19 protein-coding genes are annotated in these 23,818 nt (G+C 61.7%); 7 read left to right on the forward strand and 12 right to left on the reverse strand.

The window, feature by feature from the left end; translation table 11 throughout:
- Positions 1–14: 14 nt before the first annotated feature.
- A complete protein-coding gene (locus GGI48_RS04980) occupies positions 15–737 on the forward strand; it encodes a glycerophosphodiester phosphodiesterase (protein ID WP_016967735.1) in 723 nt (240 codons plus the stop codon).
- Between the two features lie 42 nt (positions 738–779).
- Here the strand turns inward: GGI48_RS04980 and sthA are convergent, their stop codons facing one another.
- Together sthA and GGI48_RS04990 are read right to left on the reverse strand one after the other, a co-directional pair.
- Positions 780–2,174: a Si-specific NAD(P)(+) transhydrogenase gene (sthA, locus tag GGI48_RS04985; RefSeq protein WP_016967736.1), complete on the reverse strand. Its 1,395-nt coding sequence runs from the start codon at positions 2,172–2,174 to the stop codon at positions 780–782.
- 201 nt (positions 2,175–2,375) lie between these two features.
- A complete protein-coding gene (locus tag GGI48_RS04990) occupies positions 2,376–3,320 on the reverse strand; it encodes an FAD:protein FMN transferase (protein WP_179597301.1) in 945 nt (314 codons plus the stop codon).
- Positions 3,321–3,682: 362 nt separating this feature from the next.
- On the opposite strand from GGI48_RS04990, the gene GGI48_RS04995 reads away from it, so the two are divergent.
- Positions 3,683–4,981, forward strand: a complete 1,299-nt coding sequence (locus GGI48_RS04995) for an MFS transporter (RefSeq protein WP_179597303.1) — start codon at positions 3,683–3,685, stop codon at positions 4,979–4,981.
- 117 nt (positions 4,982–5,098) lie between these two features.
- Here GGI48_RS04995 and GGI48_RS05000 read toward each other — a convergent pair whose 3' ends face one another.
- A complete protein-coding gene (locus GGI48_RS05000; protein ID WP_016967095.1) occupies positions 5,099–6,562 on the reverse strand; it encodes a glyceraldehyde-3-phosphate dehydrogenase in 1,464 nt (487 codons plus the stop codon).
- Positions 6,563–6,916: 354 nt separating this feature from the next.
- On the opposite strand from GGI48_RS05000, the gene mfd reads away from it, so the two are divergent.
- The 3 genes from mfd to GGI48_RS05015 are packed head-to-tail and all read left to right on the forward strand — an operon-like array spanning position 6,917 to position 13,645.
- Entirely contained in the window at positions 6,917–10,366 is a 3,450-nt protein-coding gene (gene mfd, locus GGI48_RS05005; protein WP_179597305.1) for a transcription-repair coupling factor, read from the forward strand.
- Between the two features lie 10 nt (positions 10,367–10,376).
- Entirely contained in the window at positions 10,377–10,943 is a 567-nt protein-coding gene (locus GGI48_RS05010; RefSeq protein ID WP_179597307.1) for a CsiV family protein, read from the forward strand.
- An 11-nt stretch (positions 10,944–10,954) separates the two neighbouring features.
- A complete protein-coding gene (locus GGI48_RS05015; protein ID WP_179597308.1) occupies positions 10,955–13,645 on the forward strand; it encodes a DEAD/DEAH box helicase in 2,691 nt (896 codons plus the stop codon).
- 52 nt (positions 13,646–13,697) lie between these two features.
- Here GGI48_RS05015 and nagZ read toward each other — a convergent pair whose 3' ends face one another.
- Positions 13,698–14,696: a beta-N-acetylhexosaminidase gene (gene nagZ, locus GGI48_RS05020; protein ID WP_177435171.1), complete on the reverse strand. Its 999-nt coding sequence runs from the start codon at positions 14,694–14,696 to the stop codon at positions 13,698–13,700.
- Between the two features lie 201 nt (positions 14,697–14,897).
- A complete protein-coding gene (locus GGI48_RS05025; RefSeq protein WP_016967101.1) occupies positions 14,898–15,605 on the reverse strand; it encodes a TetR/AcrR family transcriptional regulator in 708 nt (235 codons plus the stop codon).
- Positions 15,606–15,856: 251 nt separating this feature from the next.
- On the opposite strand from GGI48_RS05025, the gene lexA reads away from it, so the two are divergent.
- Both lexA and sulA read left to right on the forward strand, forming a co-directional pair.
- Complete coding sequence (gene lexA / locus GGI48_RS05030) at positions 15,857–16,462, forward strand: transcriptional repressor LexA (protein ID WP_047302992.1); 606 nt, start codon at positions 15,857–15,859, stop codon at positions 16,460–16,462.
- 10 nt (positions 16,463–16,472) lie between these two features.
- Positions 16,473–16,946, forward strand: a complete 474-nt coding sequence (sulA, locus tag GGI48_RS05035) for an SOS-induced cell division inhibitor SulA (RefSeq protein WP_016967103.1) — start codon at positions 16,473–16,475, stop codon at positions 16,944–16,946.
- A 107-nt stretch (positions 16,947–17,053) separates the two neighbouring features.
- Here the strand turns inward: sulA and GGI48_RS05040 are convergent, their stop codons facing one another.
- From GGI48_RS05040 to GGI48_RS05070, 7 genes are all read right to left on the reverse strand, one after another.
- Positions 17,054–17,287, reverse strand: coding sequence for a hypothetical protein (locus GGI48_RS05040; protein WP_011060267.1), 234 nt, complete (start codon positions 17,285–17,287; stop codon positions 17,054–17,056).
- A gap of 158 nt (positions 17,288–17,445) precedes the next feature.
- Positions 17,446–18,003, reverse strand: coding sequence for a LemA family protein (locus tag GGI48_RS05045; protein WP_179597310.1), 558 nt, complete (start codon positions 18,001–18,003; stop codon positions 17,446–17,448).
- Between the two features lie 3 nt (positions 18,004–18,006).
- Positions 18,007–19,023 (reverse strand): hypothetical protein, encoded by a 1,017-nt coding sequence (locus tag GGI48_RS05050; protein WP_179597311.1) that lies wholly within the window; start codon positions 19,021–19,023, stop codon positions 18,007–18,009.
- The gene (locus GGI48_RS05055; protein WP_179597313.1) at positions 19,023–20,057 is read right to left on the reverse strand and encodes a hypothetical protein; all 1,035 of its coding nucleotides are present in this window, start codon (positions 20,055–20,057) and stop codon (positions 19,023–19,025) included. Before GGI48_RS05055 ends, GGI48_RS05050 begins: the two co-directional genes overlap by 1 nt.
- A 50-nt stretch (positions 20,058–20,107) precedes the next feature.
- A complete protein-coding gene (locus GGI48_RS05060) occupies positions 20,108–20,632 on the reverse strand; it encodes a DUF6586 family protein (protein ID WP_179597315.1) in 525 nt (174 codons plus the stop codon).
- A gap of 165 nt (positions 20,633–20,797) precedes the next feature.
- The gene (topA, locus tag GGI48_RS05065; protein ID WP_179597317.1) at positions 20,798–23,410 is read right to left on the reverse strand and encodes a type I DNA topoisomerase; all 2,613 of its coding nucleotides are present in this window, start codon (positions 23,408–23,410) and stop codon (positions 20,798–20,800) included.
- Between the two features lie 114 nt (positions 23,411–23,524).
- Positions 23,525–23,761 carry a DUF1653 domain-containing protein gene (locus GGI48_RS05070; RefSeq protein ID WP_019093731.1) on the reverse strand — a complete coding sequence of 79 codons (237 nt, stop codon included), beginning with the start codon at positions 23,759–23,761 and terminating at the stop codon, positions 23,525–23,527.
- Positions 23,762–23,818 lie beyond the last annotated feature (57 nt).

Here is a 23,818-nt window from a genome sequence, read left to right on the forward strand (position 1 = left end):
GTGAAGGAGCAATTGTGACCCTGATCTATGGCCATCGCGGCGCTAAAGGCGAAGCACCGGAAAACACCCTGACCAGCTTTCAGGAATGTCTCAAGCACGGCGTGCGCCGTTGCGAGCTCGACCTGCACCTGTCCATGGACGGCGAGTTGATGGTGATTCACGACCCGACCCTCAAGCGCACCACCGATCGACGCGGCAAGGTGGTGGAGCATTCCGCCGCCGAACTGGTGACCTACGACGCACGCAAGGGTGGCCCGGGCTGGGTCAGCCCCTGCCCTATTCCGCGCCTTGAAGAACTGTTCGAGAAATGCGACTTCGAGCACTGGCAGCTGGAAGTCAAGAGCGCCTCGCGCACCCGCGCCGCCACCACGGTGCTGGCAATCCGGGAAATGGCCCAGCGCTTCGGCCTGCTGGACAAGGTCACCGTGACCTCAAGCTCGCGGGAAGTGCTGAAAGCGGCGGTCGAGCTGACCCCGGACCTGTCTCGCGGACTGGTCGCCGAATACGCCTGGCTCGACCCGTTGAAGGTCGCCCAGAGCTACGGCTGCGAGATTCTTGCGCTGAACTGGACCCTGTGCACCCCGGAGCGTCTGCAGCGTGCACAGCGTCAGGGTTTGCATGTGTCGGTGTGGACGGTCAACGAGCCCGCGCTGATGCGCAGGCTCGCCGACTTCGGCGTAGATAGCCTGATTACAGACTTTCCCGGTTTGGCCAGCGCCACCCTCGAGAATTACTGAAATCGGTCTCCCCGGCCGGCTCAGGCCACCGGCCGGAGCCGCTCAAAAAAGCCGGTTGAGGCCATCGTATGCCGCTACCCGATAGGCTTCGGCCATGGTCGGGTAGTTGAAGGTGGTGTTGACGAAGTACTTCAGGGTGTTGTGCTCGCCCGGCTGGCTCATGATCGCCTGACCAATGTGGACGATTTCCGAAGCCTGGTAGCCGAAGCAGTGCACGCCGAGAACTTCCAGGGTTTCGCGGTGGAACAGGATCTTCAGCATGCCTTGCGGCTCGCCGGCGATCTGCGCGCGGGCCATGCCCTTGAAGAACGCCTTGCCCACTTCATAAGGCACCTTGGCCTGGGTCAGCTCCTGCTCGTTCTTGCCGATCGAACTGATCTCGGGAATGGTGTAGATCCCGGTCGGTACATCGTTGACGAAGCGCCAGCTACCGTTGTCGACGATGCTGCCGGCAGCGGAGCGACCCTGGTCATGGGCGGCACTGGCCAGGCTTGGCCAACCGATCACGTCACCGGCGCCGTAGATGTTCGGCACGCAGGTGCGGTAGTTCTCGTCGACTTCGATCTGGCCGCGGCTGTTGACCTTGACCCCGATGTTCTCCATGCCCAGCTTGTCGGTGTTGCCGGTGCGGCCGTTGCACCAGAGCAAGGCGTCGGCCTTGATCTTCTTGCCGGATTTCAGGTGCAGGATCACCCCGTTGTCGACACCCTCAACGCGGTCGTATTCCTCGTTGTGGCGCACGGTGATGTTGTTGTTGCTGAAGTGGTAGCTCAAGGCCTGGGAAATCTCCGAGTCCAGGAAGCTCAGCAACTGGCCACGATTGTCCACCAGCTCCACCAGCACCCCAAGACCACTGAAGATCGAGGCGTATTCGCAGCCGATGACCCCGGCGCCGTAAACGATGAGTTTGCGCGGGGTGTGGCCGAGGCTGAGGATGGTGTCGCTATCGTAGATACGCGGGTGGCTGAAATCGATGTCCGCCGGGCGATACGGGCGCGAGCCGGTGGCGATGATGATGTGCTTGGCTACCAGCTTTTCCACCACGCCGTTGGCGCAGACCACTTCCACGGTCTGCTCGTCGGCGAAGCTGCCAGTGCCGAAGAACACGTCGACCCGGTTGCGGGCGTAGTAGCCGGTGCGCGAAGCCACCTGCTTGGAAATGACCTTCTCGGCGCTCTTGAGCACGTCCGGGAACGAGAACCAGCGCGGCTCGCCAATGGCCCGGAACATCGGGTTGGTGTTGAACTGCATGATCTGCCGGACCGAGTGACGCAGGGCCTTGGACGGAATGGTACCCAGGTGGGTGCAGTTGCCGCCGACCTGGCGACGGCTATCGACCATCGCCACTTTGCGTCCTGCTTTCGCGGCGTTCATCGCCGCACCTTCTCCAGCGGGGCCTGAGCCCAGCACCACTACGTCGTAGTTGTAGACAGCCATGCGTACTCCTCAGAACAGGCCGAGATGCCCTTCTGGCATCTCCGGCTAAATCATGCCGCGGCCAGCGGCATGAAGGATCAATTTGGCTCGGTTACGAACCCGGGCACAGTCTATAGAAGCGTCAACGCCGCGCACATTAACCCTTGGTCGCGTCGTAGGCTACTTTTGCCTGCACTACAGCGTTCGTGACAGCGTGCCGATTTATTGTTTTGCCCCCGCCGACAACGCATCGAAGGCCGGGTTGCTGCGTGTGACGAAGCCTGTATCGGCACGCATCACAAAAAATGCGGCGATCCGGTGTTTTTCCGCGTACTCCCAGCCGGCCTCGGGGCCGAGAATCAGCAACAACGTCGACAGGCCATCGGCCATGAGCGCCGAAGGATGAATCACCGTCACCGACGCCAGCTTGTGGCTTATGGGCCTGCCGGTCCGTGCATCGAAGGTATGGGAGTAGCGCCGCCCATCCTGCTCGAAGTAGTTACGGTAGTCGCCGGACGTGGATACGCCATAGCCATCCAGCGCTATCACTCGCTGGGCCACTTGCTGGTCATCCCGAGGCTCTTCCAGGGCGATGCGCCAAGGTGAGCCGTCCGCCTTGCGCCCCACCGCCTTGAGTTCGCCGGTGGCCTCGGCCAGGAAACTGTCGACACCCAACTGCCCGAGCCGGGCAGCGATACGATCCACCGCATAACCGGCGGCAATGCTGTTGAAATCCACCTCCACCGCCGCGTCCTTGCACAGCTGCCCGGCCTCGATACGCAGGTGCCCATGCCCGACCCGCTGCCGCACCTGCGCCAGCGCTGCCGCGCTTGGCACCTTCTCTTCGCGCCCCTGGGGACCAAAGCCCCAGAGATTGAGCAGCGGCTCCACCGTCAGATCAAAGGCGCCCTCACTGTCAGCAGCCAACTGCTCCCCCACACGCACCAACTGCAGTACCGGTTCAGGCATCGGCTGACAGCTATTGGCCGGCAATTCGTTGAAGCGCTCGATATCCGAGTCAGCGCGATAGGTGGACATCTGCCGATCGACCTTGGCAAGAATCCCCTCGACTTCGCTCTTGACCCGAGACGCCGCCGGGCCATCAGCGTGCCGCACGTACTGCACCGAATAGGTACTGCCCATGGTCGGCCCGGAAATACTTTCCATGCGCTCGCCGCCACAACCCGCCAGCAGCAGTGCCGCCGCCCATAACACGGGACCCGGCCAGAAATGACTTGCCCACACAGTCCGCTCTCCCAATCAAGTGCCCCGCAAGGCCACTTCGCTATGCAAAACGCCATTATGTGACAGACGGCACCGGCCCACGCACCCGGAACCTTGTCTCACTCACGGCCGGAGCCCCTTTCCAGAGCCCACGCAGCCCAACCAAGAGATTTAGTTGCCTGATAGCGCTCATACACATATCGTTACAAAACTGTTCAGCGTGCAGCCTCAAAACCCCGGCTTTGCAGTAAGGGACGCATAACGACCAGGGATTGCTAACAAGACAGCCAAAGTGAGTGAAAAAAATGTCCACGACCACGGGCAAAGGCAAGGCGATCTTTCGCGTTGTCAGCGGCAACTTCCTCGAGATGTTCGACTTCATGGTCTACGGCTTCTACGCCACGGCAATCGCCAAGACCTTCTTCCCTGCCGACAGTGCCTTCGCCTCGCTGATGCTGTCCCTGGCGACCTTCGGTGCCGGCTTCCTGATGCGCCCCCTGGGGGCGATCTTCCTCGGCGCCTACATTGACCGCCACGGTCGTCGCCAGGGGCTGATCATCACCCTGGCACTGATGGCTGCGGGCACGGTGCTGATCGCCTGCGTACCAGGCTACGCCACCCTCGGCGTTGCCGCGCCCCTGCTGGTGCTGCTGGGCCGGCTGCTGCAAGGCTTCTCCGCCGGCGTCGAGCTGGGTGGCGTGTCGGTGTACCTGGCCGAAATCTCCACGCCGGGCCGCAAGGGCTTCTTCGTCAGCTGGCAGTCGGCCAGCCAACAGGCCGCGGTGGTGTTCGCCGGCTTGCTGGGCGTGGGCCTGAACCACTGGCTGAGCCCCGAGCAAATGGGCGACTGGGGCTGGCGCGTGCCGTTCCTGGTGGGCTGCATGATTGTTCCGGCGATCTTCATGATCCGCCGCTCCCTGGAGGAAACCCCGGAATTCCAGGCCCGCAAGCATCGCCCTTCGCTGCAGGAAATCGTCCGCTCCATCGGTCAGAACTTCGGCATCGTCATCGCTGGCATGGCGCTGGTGGTCATGACCACCGTGTCCTTCTACCTGATCACCGCCTACACCCCGACCTTCGGCAAGGCCGAACTGCACCTGTCGGACTTCGACGCCCTGCTGGTAACCGTGTGCATCGGCCTGTCGAACTTCTTCTGGCTGCCGGTGATGGGTTCGCTGTCGGACAAGATCGGCCGCAAGCCGCTGCTGCTGGGCGCCACCCTCCTGGCGATCTTCACCGCGTATCCGGCGCTGTCCTGGCTGGTGGCCAACCCCAGCTTCAGCCATCTGCTGATCGTCGAATTGTGGCTGTCCTTCCTCTATGGCTCGTATAACGGCGCCATGGTGGTGGCCCTGACCGAAATCATGCCGGTGGAAGTACGCACCACGGGCTTCTCCCTGGCGTACAGCCTGGCGACCGCCACCTTCGGTGGCTTTACCCCGGCGGCCTGTACCTACCTGATCCACGTCCTGGGCAACCAGGCGGCCCCGGGCATCTGGCTCAGTGGCGCGGCGGTGTTGGGGCTGATCGCCACCCTGGTGCTGTTCCGCGGCAATCGCCATGAACTGCGTACCGCGCAAGCGGCAACAGCGCGCGGCGCCTGAGACCAAAGCTTCGCTGGCCAAGCCAGCTGCTACGGAATTGCGCCGGCTTAGCTGGCCGGCGCAAGCCACAAACAAAAACGCCCCGACGAGTCGGGGCGTTTTCATTTCAGCAGTCGCTTAGCGTGGGAACGCTGGCGGGTTGACCCCGGCCATGTCTTCCATCACGCGCACCACCTGGCAGCTGTAACCGAACTCGTTGTCGTACCAGACGTACAGAACAACGCGGTTATCCTGAACGATGGTCGCTTCAGCGTCGACCACACCGGCGTGACGCGAGCCCACGAAGTCGGTGGAGACCACTTCCTGCGAGTTGACGAAGTCGATCTGCTTGTGCAGATCGGAGTGCAGCGCCATGTAGCGCAGGTACTCGTTCATCTCTTCACGGGTGGCGGCTTTCTCGAGGTTCAGGTTGAGAATGGCCATCGACACGTTTGGCGTCGGAACGCGGATCGCGTTACCGGTCAGCTTGCCGGCCAGCTCAGGCAGGGCCTTGGCAGCAGCAGTGGCAGCACCGGTTTCGGTGATTACCATGTTCAACGCGGCGCTACGGCCACGGCGATCGCCCTTGTGGAAGTTGTCGATCAGGTTCTGGTCGTTGGTGTACGAGTGAACGGTTTCAACGTGACCGTTGATGATGCCGAACTTGTCATTCACAGCCTTGAGCACCGGCACGATGGCGTTGGTGGTGCAGGAAGCGGCGGACACGATCTTGTCTTCAGCGGTGATTTCGTTGTGGTTGATACCGTGAACGATGTTCTTCAGCTTGCCCTTGCCAGGCGCGGTCAGCACCACGCGGTCGATACCCGGGCAGGCCAGGTGCTGGCCCAGGCCGTCGGCGTCACGCCATACACCGGTGTTGTCCACCAGCAGCGCGTTCTTGATCCCGTACTGGGTGTAGTCCACCTCGGTCGGGTTCTTCGCGTAGATCACCTGGATCAGGTTGCCGTTGGCGGTGATGGTGTTGTTTTCTTCGTCGATGGTGATGGTGCCGTTGAACGAACCGTGCACCGAGTCGCGACGCAGCAGGCTGGCGCGCTTGGTCAGGTCGTTTTCGGCGCCCTTGCGCACCACGATAGCGCGCAGACGCAGGCCGTCGCCACCACCGGTTTTCTCGATCAGGATGCGCGCCAGCAGACGGCCGATACGACCGAAGCCGTACAGCACAACGTCAGTGCCTTTGCGGGCCGAAGCGTTTTGCTGGCCAACCACGTCAGCCATTTCTTCACGCACGAACTGCTCGGCGCTGCGGCCGTTGCCTTCGTTGCGGAATTTGAACGCCAACTTGCCCAGGTCTACCGAAGCCGCGCCGAGCTTGAGCTCGCTCATGGCCTTGAGCAGTGGGAATGTTTCGTGGACGGAGAGTTCGCTGTCGTCGGAGGAGCGATGGCGAGCAAAGCGATGAGCCTTGAGAATCGCGATGACAGACTGGTTGATCAGGCTGCGGCCATAGATCGAGCTCACCACATTGTTATTGCGGTAGAGCTGACCGATAAGCGGAATCATCGCTTCTGCGAGTGCTTCACGGTCGATCCATTCACCAAGACACTGGTCGGGCTTCTGAGTCACGGGAACCTTCCACATGTAGGGGCAGAAAAAAGGGGCTACATTATGCCGCCCCGTTCCTGTCGTAGCAATGCGCGCCTGTCGTGCGGAACGTAACAAAAAGCCCTTGCAAAAAAACACCACTGTGCTGGAGCCCAGTAAAACCGCGGCCTCCAGCAGCGTCAATTTTTTGGACGGCGCACCAGCCTGTCTGTAACCCTCCGTAACACCAGCCGGATTCGGCACTACATTTCCGCTCAAAAAGCACATTTTGTTGTCATAGCCACTACATTTGCCCTGACCGGCGTAATAGACGCATCAGCCACTGACAGTGGCCACCCGGGGCCGTTACAATTACCGACTTTCGTCGCAACGCTTGGAGCTTGACCGTCCGTGCCCGTCCTGCGTCTACCGCTACTCCCCGCCGCCGCCGGTAAACAGCATTGGGGCAACCTGCCCGGTGCCGCCCTGAGCCTGGCCATCGCCGAAGCCGCCAGCGCCGCCAAGCGCTTTACCCTGTTGCTGACTGCCGACAGCCAAAGCGCTGACCGGCTGGAGCAGGAGCTGAGCTTCTTCGCCCCGGACCTGCCGGTGCTGCATTTTCCCGATTGGGAAACCCTGCCCTACGACCTGTTCTCGCCGCACCAGGACATCATTTCCCAGCGCATCGCCAGCCTCTACCGGCTGCCGGAACTGGAGCACGGCGTGCTGGTGGTGCCGATCACCACCGCCCTGCACCGCCTCGCGCCGACCCAGTTCCTGCTGGGCAGCAGCCTGGTGCTGGATGTCGGCCAGAAGCTCGATGTGGAACAGATGCGCACGCGCCTGGAGGCCAGCGGCTACCGCTATGTCGACACGGTTTACGAGCACGGCGAATTCACCGTGCGCGGCGCGCTGATCGACCTGTTCCCCATGGGCAGCAAGCTGCCCTATCGGATCGACCTGTTCGACGACGAAATCGAGACGCTGCGCACCTTCGATCCGGAGAACCAGCGCTCCATCGACAAGGTCGACTCGGTACGCCTGCTGCCGGCGAAGGAGTTCCCCCTACAGAAAGAAGCGGTGACCCGCTTCAAGGCGCGCTTTCGCGAACGCTTCGACGTGGACTTCCGCCGCTGCCCGATCTTCCAGGACCTGAGCAGCGGGATTACCCCGGCCGGTATCGAGTACTACCTGCCGCTGTTCTTCGAAGAAACCTCGACCCTGTTCGACTACCTGCCCCAGGACACCCAGGTGTTCTCCCTGCCGGGCATCGAACAGGCCGCGGAAAACTTCTGGAACGACGTGCGCAACCGCTATGAAGAGCGCCGCGTCGATCCCTCGCGACCGCTGCTACCGCCGGCGGAGCTGTTCCTGCCGGTGGAAGATTGCTTCGCCCGCCTGAAAAACTGGCCACGGGTGGTGGCCAGCCAGCAGGACATCGAAACCGGCGTCGGCCGCGAGCGTTTCCCGGCCCACGAACTGCCCAACCTGGCCATCGAGGCCAAGGCCAACCAGCCGCTGGCGGCGCTCTCGGGCTTTCTTGATGAGTTCCCCGGCCGGGTGCTGTTCACCGCCGAATCCGCCGGCCGCCGGGAAGTGCTGCTGGAGCTGCTGGAGCGCCTCAAGCTGCGCCCGAAGACCGTCGACAGCTGGCCGGACTTCGTCGCCAGCAAGGAGCGCCTGGCGATCACCATCGCGCCCCTAGACGAAGGCCTGGTGCTGGACGATCCGGCCCTGGCCCTGGTGGCCGAAAGCCCGTTGTTCGGCCAGCGGGTGATGCAGCGCCGGCGCCGGGAAAAACGCGCCGACGCCAACAACGATGCGGTGATCAAGAACCTCACCGAGCTGCGCGAAGGCGCGCCGGTGGTGCACATCGACCACGGTGTCGGCCGCTACCTGGGCCTGGCGACCCTGGAAATCGACAACCAGGCCGCCGAGTTCCTGACCCTGGAATACGCCGAGGGCGCTAAGCTCTATGTGCCCGTGGCCAACCTGCACCTGATCGCCCGCTACACCGGCAGCGACGATGCCCTGACGCCGCTGCACCGGCTGGGCTCGGAAGCCTGGCAGAAAGCCAAGCGCAAGGCCGCCGAGCAAGTGCGCGATGTGGCCGCCGAGCTGCTGGACATCTATGCCCGGCGCGCCGCCCGCGAAGGTTACGCCTTCGCCGATCCGAAGGCCGACTACGCCACCTTCAGCGCCGGCTTTCCGTTCGAGGAAACCCCGGACCAGCAGAGCACCATCGAAGCGGTGCGCGAGGACATGCTCTCGGGCAAGCCGATGGACCGTCTGGTGTGCGGCGACGTCGGCTTCGGCAAGACCGAAGTGGCCATGCGCGCTGCTTTCATTGCGGTGCACGGCGGCAAGCAGGTGGCAATCCTGGTGCCCACCACCCTGCTCGCCCAACAGCACTACAACAGCTTCCGCGACCGCTTCGCCGACTGGCCAGTGACCGTGGAAGTGATGAGCCGCTTCAAGTCGGCCAAGGAAGTGAACGCCGCGGTGGCCGACCTGGCCGAAGGCAAGATCGACATCGTCATCGGCACCCACAAGCTGTTGCAGGACGATGTGAAGATCAAGAACCTGGGGCTGGTGATCATCGACGAAGAACACCGCTTCGGGGTGCGCCAGAAAGAACAGCTCAAGGCCCTGCGCAGCGAAGTCGACATCCTCACCCTGACCGCCACGCCGATCCCGCGGACCCTGAACATGGCGGTCTCGGGCATGCGCGACCTGTCGATCATCGCCACCCCGCCGGCCCGGCGCCTGTCGGTGCGGACCTTCGTCATGGAGCAGAACAAGAGCACGGTCAAAGAGGCCCTGCTGCGCGAACTGCTGCGTGGCGGCCAGGTGTACTACCTGCACAACGACGTGAAGACCATCGAGAAATGCGCCGCCGAGCTGGCCGAACTGGTGCCCGAGGCCCGGATCGGCATCGGCCACGGGCAGATGCGCGAACGCGAACTCGAACAGGTGATGAGCGACTTCTACCACAAGCGCTTCAACGTGCTGATCGCCTCGACCATCATCGAAACCGGGATCGACGTGCCCAGCGCCAACACCATCATCATCGAGCGCGCCGACAAGTTCGGCCTGGCCCAACTGCACCAGTTGCGCGGCCGGGTCGGACGCAGTCACCACCAGGCCTACGCCTATCTGTTGACGCCACCGCGCCAGCAGATCACCCCGGACGCGGAAAAGCGCCTGGAAGCCATCGCCAATACCCAGGACCTGGGAGCCGGCTTCGTCCTGGCCACCAACGACCTGGAGATCCGCGGCGCCGGCGAACTGCTGGGCGACGGCCAGAGCGGGCAGATCCAGGCCGTGGGCTTCACCCTCTATATGGAGATGCTCGAGCGCGCCGTGAAAGCCATCCGCAAGGGCGAACAACCGAACCTCGACCAGCCCCTGGGCGGCGGCCCGGAAATCAACCTGCGCCTGCCAGCGCTGATTCCCGAGGACTACCTGCCGGATGTGCACGCGCGCCTGATCCTCTACAAGCGCATTGCCTCGGCCACCGACGAGGACGGCCTGAAGGACCTGCAGGTGGAGATGATCGACCGCTTCGGCCTGCTGCCTGAGCCGACCAAGAACCTGATCCGCCTGACCCTGCTCAAACTCCAGGCCGAAACCCTGGGGATCAAGAAGGTCGACGGCGGCCCGCAAGGCGGGCGCATCGAGTTCGCGGCGGACACTCCGGTGGACCCATTGGCGCTGATCAAACTGATTCAGAGCCAGCCCAAACGCTACAAATTCGAAGGCGCAACCCTGTTCAAGTTCATGGTGCCGATGGAGCGCCCGGAAGAGCGCTTTAATACATTGGAGGCACTGTTTGAACGCCTCACCCCGAAAAATGCTTGAAGGACGCCCCATGCGCCTGTTCCGCTCCCTGACCCTGCTCCTGACCCTGGTCGCGCCCATGGCGTTTGCCGACGATCTGTACCAGGTGGAAATGATCCTCGTCCGGCAGAACGCCGAGCCGCAGATCATAAGCCGCGCCGCTCCGGAAGACTGGGCCGCCGGCGCTCAACGCCTGAGCCCGGACAGCCAGCGCACGCCATCCCTGGGTGGGATAGTCGAGAAGCTCAACGCCAGCGGCAACTACAGCGTGCTGCTGCACAAGGCCTGGCAGCAGACCCTGGGGGAAACCCCGGTCAAGGTGGCCCTCAGCGACGGGCCGGAACTGTTCGGCCAGTTCCCCATCGAAGGCACCCTGAACCTCAAGCTCGGACGCTTCACCGATGTCGACGCGGATTTCTGGATCAACCAGATCGACAGCAATGGCCTGGTGACCCAAAGCGAGCGCCTGAAGCAGCAAAGCCACACCAAGAACGGTCAGCTCAACTACCTGGACAACGGCCATCTGGCCCTGCTGATCAAGATCACCTCGCTCACCGCACCGGCACCCCGTCCCGCTCCAACTGAAATACCGGACTGATCGAAGTCCCTATGAGTCCGCCCCTGACCAAACCCCTGGCCCCGTCCTGGGTCAACCGCTTCAAGGAACAAACCTTGGAGCGCGGCCGGCGTTATGCCCTGGAAAAGCGCGTGCGCATCGTCAGCGCCGCAGACAGCGCTATCAACGCCAGTTGCGAGGGCTCCGGTGGCAATGTCTACCGGCAAAGCATCAACCTGCGCGAGTCGAGCAAGGGCAACCTGCTGCTGATCGACACCCATTGCACCTGCCCGGTACGCAGCAACTGCAAACATGTGGTCGCGGTCTTGCTGCAAGTGGAAGAAACCCTGGCCTACCCGGCGGCGGCCAAAGACGCCGAACTGCTGGAGAAACTCTCTGCCGTGCTCGACAGCCGCCGGCCCGCCGCCCTGCCCCAGGTGCTGCTGGAGGACGTGCGCCCAGTGCCGCGCCTGCGGCTGGCGAGCATCGAGTTCAGCGCCTTCGAGCCACGCAACGGCAAGATGCAGCGCTACATCCAGCACCGCGCCGCGCTGTCGTTCAACTACCAGGGCGAGTACGTCAGCGGCCAGAAAAATGCCGATGTGATCATCCGCCAGGAACACCAGAGCCTGCGCATCAAGCGCCAGCCAGAACTGGAGCAAGGCTGGCGCGAACAGTTGCGCAGCCTGGGCTTCAAGATCGCCACCCGGCAGAGCAAGGCCCTGCCGGAAAGCGCCGGCGAACTGTTCGAGATGGTCAACGACAGCGCCTGGCTGACCTTCACCCTCAATGAACTGCCCAAGTTGCGCAGCCAGGATTGGGAACTGCAGATCGACGATGGCTTCGGCTTCGACCTGACCGCGGTGGACGACTGGTATGCCAGTGTCGACGAAGCCCCCGGGCGCGACTGGTTCGACCTGGAGCTGGGGATCATCGTCAACGGCGAGCGCCTGAGCCTGCTGCCGATCCTGCTCAACCTGATGCGCTCCCACACCGAGATCCTCAACCCGGAACGCCTGGCCAGGCGCCGCGACGACGAGCTGATCCTGGTGAACATTCCCAATCGCCCCAACTCCTTGCACGGCCCGCTGCAAGTGGCGCTGCCCTACGGCCGCCTGAAGCCGGTGCTGGCGACCCTGGGCGAGTTCTACCTGCAGGAACCCGGCGAAACCACCCTGCGCCTGAGCAGCGCCGACGCTACCCGGCTCAATCCACTGCAAGAGCTGCCACTGCTCTGGGAAGGCGGCGAGCATATACGCACCTTCGCCCAGCGCCTGCGGGACATCCGCGACTACTCGGCGCCAGCACCGCAAGGCCTGAATGCCACGCTGCGCCCCTACCAGCTGGAGGGCCTGAGCTGGATGCAATCTCTGCGTCAGCTGGAGGTGGGCGGCATCCTCGCCGACGACATGGGCCTGGGCAAGACCCTGCAGACCCTGGCGCACATCCTCAGCGAGAAGAATGCCGGCCGCCTGGATCGGCCGTGCATGGTGGTGATGCCCACCAGCCTGATTCCCAACTGGCTGGACGAGGCCGCGCACTTCACCCCGCAACTCAAGGTTCTGGCGCTGTATGGCGCGGGGCGCAAGAAACACTTCGCGCAACTGGCCGATTACGACCTGCTGCTGACCACCTACGCCCTGCTGCCCAAGGATGTCGAGCTGCTGGCCGCGCAGCCCTTGCACGTACTGATCCTCGACGAGGCGCAGTACATCAAGAACCCATCGAGCAAGGCCGCCCAAGCCGCCCGCGAACTCAACGCCCGACAGCGCCTGTGCCTGTCCGGCACGCCCCTGGAAAACCACCTGGGGGAACTCTGGTCACTGTTCCACTTCCTGTTGCCGGGCTGGCTTGGCGATGCCAAGAGTTTCAACCGCGACTACCGGGTGCCGATCGAAAAGCACGCCAGCGAAGTGCGCCTGCAACACCTCAACGGCCGGATCAAACCCTTCCTGCTGCGCCGCACCAAGGAGCAAGTGGCCACTGAGCTGCCGCCCAAGAGCGAGATCATCCATTGGGTCGAACTCAACGAGGCGCAACGGGACGTCTACGAAACCATGCGCCTGGCCATGGACAAGAAGGTCCGCGACGAAATCACCCGCAAGGGCGTGGCCCGCAGCCAGATCATCATCCTCGAAGCCTTGCTCAAACTGCGCCAGGTGTGCTGCGACCTGCGCCTGGTCAACGACTCGCCACCGGCGCGCGGCAGCTCCTCGGGCAAGCTCGACAGCCTGATGGAGATGCTGGAGGAACTGTTTGAAGAAGGCCGGCGCATTCTGCTGTTTTCCCAGTTCACCTCGATGCTGGGCCTGATCGAGGCTGAACTGAAACGACGCAACATTGCCTACGCCCTGCTCACCGGCCAGACCCGGGATCGGCGCACGCCGGTGCGGGATTTCCAGAGCGGCAAGCTGCAGATCTTCCTGATCAGCCTCAAGGCCGGCGGCGTGGGCCTGAATCTGACCGAGGCCGACACCGTGATCCACTACGATCCGTGGTGGAACCCGGCGACCGAGAGCCAGGCCACCGACCGCGCCTACCGCATTGGCCAGGAAAAGCCGGTATTCGTCTACAAGCTGATCGCCCGCGGCACCGTGGAAGAGAAGATCCAGCACCTGCAACAGGAGAAATCGGACCTGGCGGCAGGCGTACTGGATGGACGCAAGGCTGGCGACTGGAAGTTACAGAGCGAAGACATCGAAGCCCTGTTCGCGCCCTTGCCGGACAACAAAACCGGCCGCTGAGGCCGGTCAATGCACGGGCACCGCGCAACTCGCGGTGCCGGGCCAAACCACCTCAATCGATCAACTGCGCGGCCTTCAGCGCTTCCAGAGCCGCGAGCCAGCGCGGGTCCTGCTTGTATTCGAGATTGGCGAACGCCTGACCGCGCATCCGCGCCAGGCGTGGCGACGGCTGCACCTTCAAGCGCTGCGCAGCGCTCAAGGCCAGCTCGGCCGCGGCGCGGTCGTTACACACCAGCCCCATGTCACAACCAGCCGCCAGGGCCGCCTCGATCCGGCTTGCCGCATCGCCGACGACATGGGCGCCGGCCATGGACAGGTCGTCACTGAAGATGACCCCATCGAACTGCAACTCGCCACGCAGAATGTCCTGCAGCCAGCGTCGGGAGAAACCGGCCGGCTGGGGGTCGACCTGCGGATAGATCACATGGGCCGGCATCACTGCCGCCAACTGCTTGCTCAAGCGGGCGAACGGCAGCAGGTCCTTGGCGCGGATCTCGTCCAGGCTGCGCTCGTCATTGGGAATCGCCACATGGGAATCGGCCTCGGCCCAGCCATGTCCAGGGAAATGCTTGCCGGTCGCCGCCATCCCGGCGCTGTTCATGCCGCGGATAAAGGCACCGGCCAACAGCGCCGCGCGCTCCGGATCACCTTCGAACGCCCGGCTGCCCACCACCGCACTGCGCTGGTGATCCAGATCAAGGACCGGGGCAAAGCTCAGGTCCAGGCCCACCGCCAGGACCTCGGTGGCCATGATCCAGCCGCACTGCTCGGCCAGGAACTCGGCATTCGGGTTGTCGGCCAGGGCGCGCATCGCCGGCAGACGGACAAAACCCTGACGCAATCGCTGCACCCGGCCTCCTTCCTGATCCACCGCCAGCAGCAGGTCCGGGCGGATGGCCCGGATCGCCGCGCTGAGCTCGCGCACCTGGCGTGGGTGCTCGATATTCCGAGCAAAAATGATCAGCCCGCCCACTTGCGGCTGACGCAGGAGTTGGCGATCTTCAGCCGTCAGCCAGGTACCGGCGACGTCCACCATCAAGGAGCCTTGCAGGCCAGCGGTCATAACACTTCCTTAGACACGAATGCGCACGCCATCGACGATGGCTCCCGCAAGACGCAGGACCAAGCCTCATCCGCAACGGACGCAACCGGGCCAATCAACGTCAACAAGGGGAAGGCACAGGGGTAAAAAAACAGAGTCGGCATGGGCGGCTAGCTTAGCGGATGCAAGCTGTCGCGCCCACCCGTGAGGTCAAGCCTTGGCGACTGCCGGTGCTGATTTGCTGCGGGGCTTGAGCTGGGCGCTGGCCATGGCTTCATCGGTGACGCCGGTTTCGGCGCGCATACCGGCGGCGAGGAACGGCACCATCAGCCGCATCACTTGCTCAATGGAGGTGTTGACCCCGAAATCGGTTTCGGCAATGGCTCGCAACGCCTTGATTCCGGACATGCTGAATGCCGCCGCACCCAGCATGAAATGCACGCGCCAGAACAGTTCTATGGGCGGAATACGCGGTGCCGCCTCGTTGACCAGCAGCATGTAGCGGCGAAACACCTTGCCGTACATGTCTTCCAGATAACGCCGCAAATGCCCTTGGCTCTGGCTGAAAGCCAGACCCAGCAGACGCATGAAAATCGACAGGTCGTTGCCGCTGCGTGGCTGCACCACCAGCGCCTGCTCGACAAGGATTTCCAGCAGCTCTTCCAGGCTCGGCTTGCTGTCCGGCTTGGACTGACGCCGCTCCAGCTCACGATCGAGACTGATGCAGAAAGGCCCGAGAAAGCGCGAGAACACAGCCTGGATCAGGGCTTTCTTGGAACCGAAATGATAGTTGACCGCTGCCAGGTTGACCCCGGCCTTGCTGGTAATCAGCCGCAATGAGGTTTCGGCAAAACCTTTTTCCGCGAACAACTGCTCGGCAGCATCGAGAATGCGTTCAACGGTTTCCGACTGGGCCATGGCTACTCCGCCTGACAAACACTTGTTTGAAACATACGTTTCAGGCTCGCCAATGTCAAGCCTGCCAGCCTCGGCGAAGGCCGTCCGGCGCGCTATTTAATCATACCTGCCGCGGTCTGTAGCCAGCCTTGAGCAGTGGATTGCTACCCCGGAATGACAACCGCCCGACCGACCACGGTAAATGGAGGATTGCCAAGCGACGTCCACTGTATATAATCCCAGTCACTGTATAAAAAGACAGAGCGATCGACATGCTAAAACTGACGCCACGCCAAGCTGAGATTCTGGCTTTTATCAAACGCTGCCTTGAAGACAACGGCTATCCGCCCACCCGCGCCGAGATCGCCCAGGAGCTGGGCTTCAAGTCGCCCAACGCCGCCGAAGAACACCTCAAGGCCCTGGCCCGCAAAGGCGCCATCGAGATGACCCCGGGAGCCTCCCGCGGCATCCGCATCCCTGGCTTCGAAGCCAAGTCCGACGACTCGCTGCCCATCATCGGTCGCGTTGCCGCTGGCGCCCCCATCCTGGCCCAGCAGCACATCGAAGAATCCTGCAACATCAATCCGACCTTCTTCCATCCTCGCGCCGACTACCTGCTTCGGGTCAACGGCATGAGCATGAAGGACATCGGCATCTTCGACGGCGACCTGCTGGCAGTGCATACCACCCGCGAGGCCCGCAACGGCCAGGTGGTGGTGGCGCGCATCGGCGATGAAGTCACGGTCAAGCGCTTCAAGCGCGAAGGCAGCAAAGTCTGGCTGATCGCCGAAAACCCTGATTTCGCCCCCATCGAAGTCAACCTGAAAGATCAGGAGCTGGTGATCGAAGGCTTGAGTGTCGGCGTCATTCGCCGCTAAAGGAGGCTCCATGCAGTTCCCTCATACACCACAGCAAGCCCAACTGCCGTTGTTTGAAGCGTTCCTGGCCCAGCCCTTGGCGCCTGCGCTCAAAGAAGCGGTCGAGTCGCCCTGGAATAAAGATCCAGAGGCTTTCAGCGAACTGTCGTTACGCGGCGCCGCCGGGAACTGCCTGAACCTCCTGGCACCCATTCTCAGAGAGTTGAGCCAGGAGCAGGACGCACGATGGCTGACTTTGATCGCCCCACCCTCAAGCCTGACCCAAAGCTGGCTACGGGATGCCGGCCTGAATCGCGAACGTATCCTGCTGCTTCACCCCCGGGGCTCTCAGAGCCCACAACAGCTGGCTTGCGAGGCCCTGCGCCTGGGGCGCAGTCATACCGTGGTCAGTTGGCTGAATCCACTGAGCGCTAGCGCACGGCAACAGTTGATCAGCGCCGCACGCACGGGAGATGCGCAAAGCCTGAATATTCGCCTGGGATAAACACCGGGAAATCGCTACACAATGCGCTTGAAAAGCACGAGGCTTCTCCAGGATTGAGAAGCCGAAATAAATATGACGAGCAACCGGAAGAAAACCGATAAACGGGCTTAGTGAAGAACCCGCGGGCCGTCTTCCTTATCGATTTCACCTTCTACCAGGCGTCCGGCCATCTGCACACCGACGCTCAACATGGCCTTGGCCACCTCAACATGCTGACCTTGCAAAAAGGCTTTGGCATCCTCGGAGAAATCCAAAGTAACCAGAGAACCCTCGTCCTCAGCTCTGCGCAGCTCGATACGGCCGTCTGGCAACTCGACAATTTCTAGAAAGGACGTTGGCATAAAGGTCTGGTCTCCACGAAAGGTCGGGATTATATCAGTCATCACCCCCGCCTCGCTCAGGATCTTGCACCAGACCTAGCGCTCTTCAACAGGCATGAGCCCCTGCCCCACTCAAGAAATGCGGCGCTCCAGCCCTCAAAACTCCGTGCCAGCCCAGCTCAGAAATTCGGTTTGTATTCAAAACCCGCCGAAGCCTGGCTGTCGGAAAAAGGGGTGATCAGCGACTTGTTCAAGCTCAATCGATTAATCAAGGAACCGGGAAACATCTGAATGGAGTTGTTGAACTGCTCCACATTCAGGTTGAACAGGGTAATGGCGCCGCCGATATTGCCTTCCTGCTCCGCAACCTCACGCATCAGGTTGCTCAACAACGTAACGGACTTGAGGTCCGGATAGGCCTCAAACGCCAGGTTCAAGCCCCCCAGCAGGGCTTTGCTGCCCTCGTCGACCGACTTCAACGCATCGCCATCGGCAGCAGATGGCAAGCTGCCAATCGCGCTGCGCAACCCAACGATCCTCTCCAGCAGTTGGCTCTCATAAGCCTGAAAACCAGCCACTTGCGGCTCCAGCAGATCCAGTACCTTGATGCGCTGCCGCTGGTAGGCAAGCACGTCCGACCAGGCTCGCTGGGCGCGGTTGTATGCGCTGACAATCCTGTTGTAGTGCACATAGGCCAGAACGCCCAAGGCAATCGCAATGACCAACAACAACTCCATACCCTATTGCTCCATTTCATCAGCGACCTTCATCGGAAGGTCGAAATTGTTGTCGTGCAATTCCGCCAGCTCATGCACCAGGGCCAGCACCGGAAACAGACCAGGCAACTCCAGCCCCCGCTCGATATTGGCGTAGAAGCCCGATAAGTCCTCAAAGGTTCCCGGATCCTTGTAGGCCATGACCTCGGCATCGTCGAAGCTCAGGCACAGACGCCCCTCATTGGAAAACTCCAGGTTCACCTTCTTCAACTGCCGGCAAAGCCTCAGCAAAAAAGCCAGGGTGGTGGGGGTCGCGAACTTGGCACAGGCCAGCTCGCTGTCACCGGTGAAATTAAAGGCTCTGTTGAAATCATCAGAAGTGGTCTCGTAGACTTTACGTTTTGTGCGCTTTTTATTCGGCCGATCACTGCACACCATCACACCGGTGACCCAGGGAAAGTCCACCACTAGGCTGAAGCGATCGAAGCTCTCGTAAACCCGCTCACTTTCGCCATCGGATTTGGATTTGTAGTGGGAATTCACATAACGCAAGTGGTGGAAGACAAAAGGCAACTGATGCCGCGCGCCCTGGTAGGTTCCCCCGGCGGAGTCGACGATGCGGCGGCTGTCGTTACCGCGCTCATAGTCCTCGAACTCGCCGCTCAGTTGGGTGAAACGCTCTTCGGCGGTTCCACCGGGATCGCAAAGACCGTTACTGAGGAATGAACATTTACGGGCGATTTTCTTTGGCAACTCATCAAAAGCGGCTTTACGACTCATCCAGATGATCAGACTGGCAAAGCCGAAGCATGCCGCGATGAACCACATCACCACCACGCCTGCCATGGCCGGGATCGCCGAAACAATCGCCAGCATCACCAGCATCAGGGGCTGGGCATGATCGAACTGCAACCCGCCCTTGAAGGATTGGAGCCGGCCGATGACCTGCAACAGATCCTCGTTGGTCTTGGCCCGCGCCACCTCGGCGTTGCAAGTGGCCAGTAATTGGACCAACTCGGCATCGTGCTTGAGAAACTGCATCATTCTTCCTTGATCAACTCGCTGGATTCCAAAACCTGCGGAACGACAGCATGACCGTCGTGCTCCTGGGCCAGCCGCTCTATCAGCCCCAACAGCGGATACAACTTGGGCAACTCGATGCCGGCCTCGATCCGCGCGCGAAAGACCGCCAGATCACTCAGCAACCCCGGATCGGCGTGGGCCATGATGTCTTCGTTATTGAAGCTCAGGCAGAGTCGTCCCTGGCTGGAGAACTCCAGATTGACCCCATGGAGCTGGCGCGAAAGCTCCATCAGCAAGTCCAGCGTCGCAGGCGTGGCAAAATGCTGACAACTGGCAGGGTCAATGCCGCGCAGCACAAAGATCTGATTGAAATCCTCGCGCTCGGTCTTGAAGGGCTGTCCCGACAGCGCTACTTCCAAGGGGCTGGATCGAAGCGCAATCTCTGTCACCCAGGGAAAATCCACCACCAGACTGTAGCGCTGGTAGTTGGTGTAAACCGTCTTGAGATCTCCACCGGCCCCGCGCTCGCAACTGGAGATCACATATCGCAGCTGGTAATACTCGAATGCCAGCGAATGTCGCTTTCCTCGATACACCCCCTGGAGCGAGTCCAGGATACGGCGCCGCTCACTCTCACTGCCCCGCCGGTAATCGGTGAACTCGCTGTCCAGTCTCTTCAGGCGCCAATCGGCACTACTGTCGGATTCACTCAAGTCGTTGCAAAACATCATGCACTTGCGGGTGATACTCACCGCCAGATCCGTCAACGCCCCAGAGACGCCTTTGCGGACCCGATAGCTTAAGAAACACAAAGCCACAAACACCCAGAACATGCCGCCCATGCCATCCATCAACAGCGCAGTCGCGAGTGCGGCAAACGCCAGCACCAGCAGCGTTATTGACTGCACATGGTCAAACTCCAGGCCGCCAGGGAATATCTCCAGCCGGTCGAGCACCGCCAGCAGATCCGCCCTGGACCGGGCATTGATGACTCGCATCTGGCAATCGCTGAGCAGGCGAACCAGCGCCTGGTCACGCAAGAAGAACAACATGCATCTTCCTTGATCAATTAAACGCGCCGCGTATCAAGCGACGCTCAGGCTCAACACTCGTTCAAGCCATCTCGAAAACGAATGGCCAGGGACTTGAGGTTCTGCCGCCAGCTTTCCAGCTCTTCTCGACTCAGTTCCGGTTCCGGCTCCTGCTCGTCCAGATTGACCGCCATGATCAGCGGTTGGGTCACGTCGCCCTTGGGTTTGTGCGGCGCTCGTGGCGGTTGAAACAGCTCGCTGTAAGCGCACAGCAGTTGCGCCAGCCAGGTCTGCGGGCTCTGCGCCAACTCCACCAGCTCCGCCAGCTCGGGAATGGCAATGCTGTCCAGTACTTCACGGCTGAGGATCTGCTCGACCCGCGCAGCATTGGCCTGCGGCAGCCGATAGAACCCGGCGATCTCGTGGCATAGCCCCAGCAAGGCACCGTACAGGTGGAAAAGCACCGACTCGCGCCCCGCCTGGACCTGCGCCTGGGCATTCATCGCCCGCCCCTCTTCGGCCCGAGCCACGGTCTCGAGCGCCAGGCCGGCAAAGTAGATTTTCTGATTGGTACGGGTATAGAGCTCGTGGGCCATGTAGGCAGCCTCCACTACAAGAACAGAACCGGATGCGGGTGGCACAGTTTCAAGGATCACTCCCGCGCACCGCAAGGCAAAAGAAAGGCCGCATGACTCCCAACGGAATCATGCGGCCCTGTACAGCGCCATATCGAGGAGCAAGCCCCTCGACACAGACAGTGCTTAGCGCTTGTCTTCGACCTTCCAGGTGCCACCGTCGTAGAACGCGCGCCAGCCGGTCGGCTTGCCATCAACCTCGGTCTGCACGTACTGCTCCTTGGTCTTGCGGCTATAGCGCACCACGGCCGGACGACCGTCCGGGTCCTTTTTCGGCGCTTCGCAAAGGAAGTGGTACTTCGGATCAATTTCGTCCTTGTGCGGGATCAGCTCCAGCACCAGCGGCGCCCGGGTTTCACGGTTTTTCGGGAACTGGCTGGCGGCCAGGAACAAGCCCGAAGCACCATCGCGCAGGATGTAAGTGTCGTTGACCTTTTCGCACTTGAGCTCAGGCATCTTCACCGGATCCATCTTCGGCGGCGCCGCATCACCGCTTTTCAGCAGCTTGCGGGTGTTCTTGCAAGTGGCGTTGGTGCAACCGAAGAACTTGCCGAAACGGCCGGTCTTGAGCTGCATCTCGCTGCCGCACTTGTCGCACTCTAGGCTCGGCCCCTCATAGCCCTTGATCCGGTAGCTGCCTTCTTCGATCTCGTAGCCGGCACAATCCGGGTTGTTGCCGCAGATGTGCAGCTTGCGCTTTTCATCCAGCAGGTACGCATCCATTGCCGTGCTGCAGATCGGGCAACGGTGCTTGCCGCGCAGGACCAGGGATTCCGATTCGCCCTCGTCATCGGCGGCGATCTCGTCGCCCGGCACCAGGTTGACGGTGGCCTTGCAGCGTTCCTTCGGAGGCAGGCTGTAGCCCGAACAACCCAGGAACACGCCGGTGGAAGCGGTACGAATCTGCATCGGCCGACCGCAGGTCAGGCACGGAATGTCGGTCATCACCGGCTGGTTGGCACGCATGCCGCTTTCGGCGCCTTCGGCCACTTCGAGCTTCTTCTTGAAGTCGCCGTAGAACTCGTCGAGGACGTTCTTCCAGTCGCGCTCGCCCTGGGCCACGTCATCGAGGTTCTCTTCCATGCCGGCGGTGAAGCCGTAGTCCATGAGGTTGGAGAAGCTTTCGGAGAGACGCTCGGTGACGATGTCACCCATCTTTTCCGAATAGAAGCGACGGTTGTGCAGGGTTACGTAGCCGCGATCCTGAATGGTGGAAATGATCGCCGCATAGGTCGAAGGACGACCGATGCCGCGTTTTTCCATTTCCTTCACCAGGCTGGCTTCGGAGTAGCGCGCCGGCGGCTTGGTGAAGTGCTGGCTTGGGTCGAGCTTGATCAGCTTCAGCACTTCGCCCTGCGCCATGTCTGGCAGCACATCGTCATCACCTGGCTTGCTGATCTGCGGCATGACCCGGGTGTAGCCGTCGAACTTGAGGATACGGCCCTTGGCACGCAGCTCGAAGTCGCCAGCGGCCACGCTGACGGTAGTGGACAGGTATTGCGCCGGCAGCATCTGGCAGGCAACGAACTGGCGCCAGATCAGCTCGTAGAGCCGCTCAGCGTCACGTTCCATGCCCGACAGCTTGCTTGGATGGGTGTTCACGTCGGACGGACGAATCGCTTCGTGCGCCTCCTGGGCCCCTTCCTTGCTGCTGTAGACGTTGGGCGAGGCCGGCAGGTACTTGTTGCCGAACTCGTCTTCGATATAGGTCCGCGCCATCGCCACGGCATCAGCCGAGAGGTTGGTGGAGTCGGTACGCATGTAGGTGATGTAGCCAGCTTCATACAGACGCTGGGCCATCATCATGGTCTTCTTCACCCCGAAGCCCAGGCGGTTGCTCGCGGCCTGCTGCAGGGTGGAGGTAATAAATGGCGCCGACGGCTTGCTGCTAGTGGGCTTGTCTTCACGCTTGGCGACGCTGTAGGCCGAGGCCTTGAGCTTTTCCAGGGCAGCCATGGCCTGGGTTTCATTGAGCGGCTTGAAGGCTTCACCGTTCTCGCGAGCCACTTCAAAGCGCACCTTCGAGCCCTTGGCGGTGCCCAGGTCCGCGTGGACTTCCCAGTACTCTTCCGGAATGAAGGCGCGAATCTCACGCTCGCGCTCCACCACCAGCTTCACCGCTACCGACTGCACACGACCGGCGGACAGGCCACGGGCAATCTTCGCCCACAGCAGCGGCGAGACCATGTAGCCCACCACGCGGTCAAGAAAGCGCCGAGCCTGCTGCGCGTTGACCCGATGAATGTCCAGCTCGCCGGGCTGGGAGAAGGCTTCCTGGATCGCCTTCTTGGTGATTTCGTTGAACACCACGCGCTTGTAGCGGCTGTCGTCACCGCCGATGGCTTCGCGCAGGTGCCAGGCGATGGCTTCCCCTTCGCGGTCCAAGTCCGTTGCCAGATAGATGGTGTCGGCATCCTTGGCAAGGCGGCGCAGCTCTTCGATGACCTTTTCCTTGCCAGGCAGGATTTCGTACTTGGCTTTCCAGCCGTGCTCGGGGTCGACGCCCATGCGCGACACCAGCTGCTTGCGCGCTTTTTCCTTCGGCGACAGGGCCGGAGCTTCACCCGCAGCGGCCTTGCCACGCTTGGCGGCCGGATCTTTGGCGGCACTGGCCGAACCGCTGGTGGGCAGGTCTCGGATATGGCCGATACTCGACTTCACCACGTATTGGTTGCCCAAGTACTTGTTGATGGTCTTGGCCTTAGCCGGGGATTCCACAATGACCAGCGATTTGCCCATGGATCGGAAAATTCCTGAATTCGAGAAGAGAAAGGCGGTTGGCGCCTGACGCGGCCCCGCTATATATAGTGGCAACAAGGTGAGGTCAAGCGCAGGGTACTGCGCGACCGGCACTTATGCCGGTGAAAAAAGACTGGGTTCGGCCTGCACCAAAGCAAAGCGTGGGACCTGCTCGCCGTCAACTTCGACCGACTCCAGGAACATGCTCAAGGGGCGCACCCAAAAACCGTAATCCCCATACAGGGCTTGGTAGAACACCACTTCTTCTTCCGTTTCCGAGTGCCGCGCCACGCTGAAAACGCGGTACTGCGGCCCCTTGTAATGCTGATAGAGCCCGGGTTGTAACTGCATGCTCTGGCCCTCGTGCAATTCTTTTCAAAATAAAAACAAACACATCTTCAGAAAAAC

The sequence above is a fragment of the Pseudomonas protegens genome (assembly GCF_013407925.2).
GTDB classification, from domain to species: Bacteria; Pseudomonadota; Gammaproteobacteria; order Pseudomonadales; family Pseudomonadaceae; genus Aquipseudomonas; species Aquipseudomonas fluorescens_AP.

What these genes read in the sequence shown, in the direction of transcription:
- GGI48_RS05000 (WP_016967095.1), bottom strand. Translation starts at nt 6,562, where the DNA reads ATGTGGAAGGTTCCCGTGACTCAGAAGCCCGACCAGTGTCTTGGTGAA.
- GGI48_RS04990 (WP_179597301.1), bottom strand. Translation starts at nt 3,320, where the DNA reads ATGGAAAGTATTTCCGGGCCGACCATGGGCAGTACCTATTCGGTGCAG.
- GGI48_RS05045 (WP_179597310.1), bottom strand. Translation starts at nt 18,003, where the DNA reads ATGGAGTTGTTGTTGGTCATTGCGATTGCCTTGGGCGTTCTGGCCTAT.
- GGI48_RS05015 (WP_179597308.1), top strand. Translation starts at nt 10,955, where the DNA reads ATGAGTCCGCCCCTGACCAAACCCCTGGCCCCGTCCTGGGTCAACCGC.
- sthA (WP_016967736.1), bottom strand. Translation starts at nt 2,174, where the DNA reads ATGGCTGTCTACAACTACGACGTAGTGGTGCTGGGCTCAGGCCCCGCT.
- GGI48_RS05060 (WP_179597315.1), bottom strand. Translation starts at nt 20,632, where the DNA reads ATGGCCCACGAGCTCTATACCCGTACCAATCAGAAAATCTACTTTGCC.
- sulA (WP_016967103.1), top strand. Translation starts at nt 16,473, where the DNA reads ATGCAGTTCCCTCATACACCACAGCAAGCCCAACTGCCGTTGTTTGAA.
- GGI48_RS05010 (WP_179597307.1), top strand. Translation starts at nt 10,377, where the DNA reads ATGCGCCTGTTCCGCTCCCTGACCCTGCTCCTGACCCTGGTCGCGCCC.
- GGI48_RS05025 (WP_016967101.1), bottom strand. Translation starts at nt 15,605, where the DNA reads ATGGCCCAGTCGGAAACCGTTGAACGCATTCTCGATGCTGCCGAGCAG.
- lexA (WP_047302992.1), top strand. Translation starts at nt 15,857, where the DNA reads ATGCTAAAACTGACGCCACGCCAAGCTGAGATTCTGGCTTTTATCAAA.
- GGI48_RS05040 (WP_011060267.1), bottom strand. Translation starts at nt 17,287, where the DNA reads ATGCCAACGTCCTTTCTAGAAATTGTCGAGTTGCCAGACGGCCGTATC.
- GGI48_RS04995 (WP_179597303.1), top strand. Translation starts at nt 3,683, where the DNA reads ATGTCCACGACCACGGGCAAAGGCAAGGCGATCTTTCGCGTTGTCAGC.
- GGI48_RS05050 (WP_179597311.1), bottom strand. Translation starts at nt 19,023, where the DNA reads ATGCAGTTTCTCAAGCACGATGCCGAGTTGGTCCAATTACTGGCCACT.
- GGI48_RS05055 (WP_179597313.1), bottom strand. Translation starts at nt 20,057, where the DNA reads ATGTTGTTCTTCTTGCGTGACCAGGCGCTGGTTCGCCTGCTCAGCGAT.
- topA (WP_179597317.1), bottom strand. Translation starts at nt 23,410, where the DNA reads ATGGGCAAATCGCTGGTCATTGTGGAATCCCCGGCTAAGGCCAAGACC.
- GGI48_RS05070 (WP_019093731.1), bottom strand. Translation starts at nt 23,761, where the DNA reads ATGCAGTTACAACCCGGGCTCTATCAGCATTACAAGGGGCCGCAGTAC.